Source organism: Pradoshia eiseniae (assembly GCF_002946355.1).
GTDB classification, from domain to species: domain Bacteria; phylum Bacillota; class Bacilli; order Bacillales; family Pradoshiaceae; genus Pradoshia; species Pradoshia eiseniae.
Genome location: NZ_PKOZ01000044.1, coordinates 1 through 1,452 on the forward strand (window position 1 = coordinate 1; position 1,452 = coordinate 1,452).

A 1,452-nucleotide genomic window follows, 5' to 3' on the forward strand; every position below is an offset into this window, starting at 1 on the left:
TGAAGTGCACCCCAAATGTTAGACAAATCATCTAACATTTGGAGGTGCTTTTCTTTTGGCTAAATTCACTGAAGAGGAAAAAATGCGAGCAGTTAAACGGTATCTAGATGGGAATAGAGGGTGTAATACAATAGCTAAGGAAATCGGTGTACATGTAAGTAAACTTCAATATTGGGTAAAGAAATACGAGTATCATGGAGATAAAGCATTTATTAAAACCTATACAAAGTACAGCACCCAAGATAAACTAGACATACTAAACTATATGAACGTACATGGGACGTCCATTTTTGATACGGCTGCGAGGTTTAATTTGTCTTCTGACTCCATTCTATGGCAATGGCAAAACAGCTTAGTCACTGAAGGTATAACGGCCCTAGACTCGAAGAAAAAGGGGCGTCCATCTATGAAAAAAGACCGTCAAAAACCAACCAAAAAACAGACGACAGATAAAAGTTCTGTGGAAGAATTACAGGCAGAAATAGACAATCTCCGAATGGAAAATGCTTATTTAAAAAAGTTAAATGCCTTAGTTCAGAAAAAGGAAGCATTACAACAAAAGACAAGGCGCTAGTAGTGCATGAACTAAGGAGAAATTTTCCTTTCCAAAAGCTGATTGGACTGGCTAATATCAAACGCAGTACATATTATTATTGGATTAAAAACCGAAATCGGGCAGACAAATATGTAGAAATAAAAACAGCGATTTCTTCCATTTTCAATGAAAACAAAGGACGATATGGCTACCGTAGGATCACGTTGGAACTAAGGAACCAAGGGCTTCAAATCAATCACAAGACAGTCCAACGTCTTATGAAAGAACTTGGATTGAAATCTCTTGTACGCATGAAAAAATACCGCTCTTATAAAGGGAACGTTGGAAAAATAGCACCAAACATATTGAAACGTGATTTCAGCGCAACAAGACCCAACGAAAAGTGGGTAACAGACGTGACAGAGTTCCATTTGTTTGGAAAAAAACTATATCTTTCTCCTGTCTTAGACCTATTTAATGGTGAAATTATTGCCTACAATATAGAGAAACGACCAGTCTATTCACTGGTTTCAAAAATGTTAAAGCAGGCTTTCACTCGATTATCCGAAGGAGAATGTCCAATTCTTCATTCTGATCAGGGGTGGCACTATCAAATGAACCAGTACATTCAGTCCCTAAAAGAACATGGCATTACACAAAGTATGTCCAGAAAAGGCAATTGCCTAGATAACGCCGTGATAGAAAACTTTTTTGGCCTCTTGAAATCAGAATTACTTTACATTCAAGAGTTTGAGAGTATGGAGCATTTTAAAGCGGAATTAGATAAATATATTCATTACTATAATCACAAACGAATCAAGGTCAAATTAAAAGGAATGAGCCCGATACAATATCGGACTCATTCTATGCGAGCTGCTTAAGGAAATAACTGTGTCTAACTTTTTGGGGTCACTTCA

Annotated in this window: 1 protein-coding gene; it reads left to right on the plus strand. The window is 37.0% G+C overall.

The genetic code is table 11. From position 1 onward, the window contains the following. The first annotated feature begins 55 nt into the window (after positions 1-55). Positions 56-1,416, plus strand: a protein-coding gene (locus tag CYL18_RS18935) for an IS3 family transposase (RefSeq protein ID WP_104851018.1) whose coding sequence is annotated in 2 segments (ribosomal slippage) — positions 56-512 and positions 512-1,416 — 1,362 coding nt in all. Because the reading frame shifts where the segments join, the coding sequence is not laid out codon by codon here. The last annotated feature ends 36 nt before the right edge of the window (positions 1,417-1,452 follow it).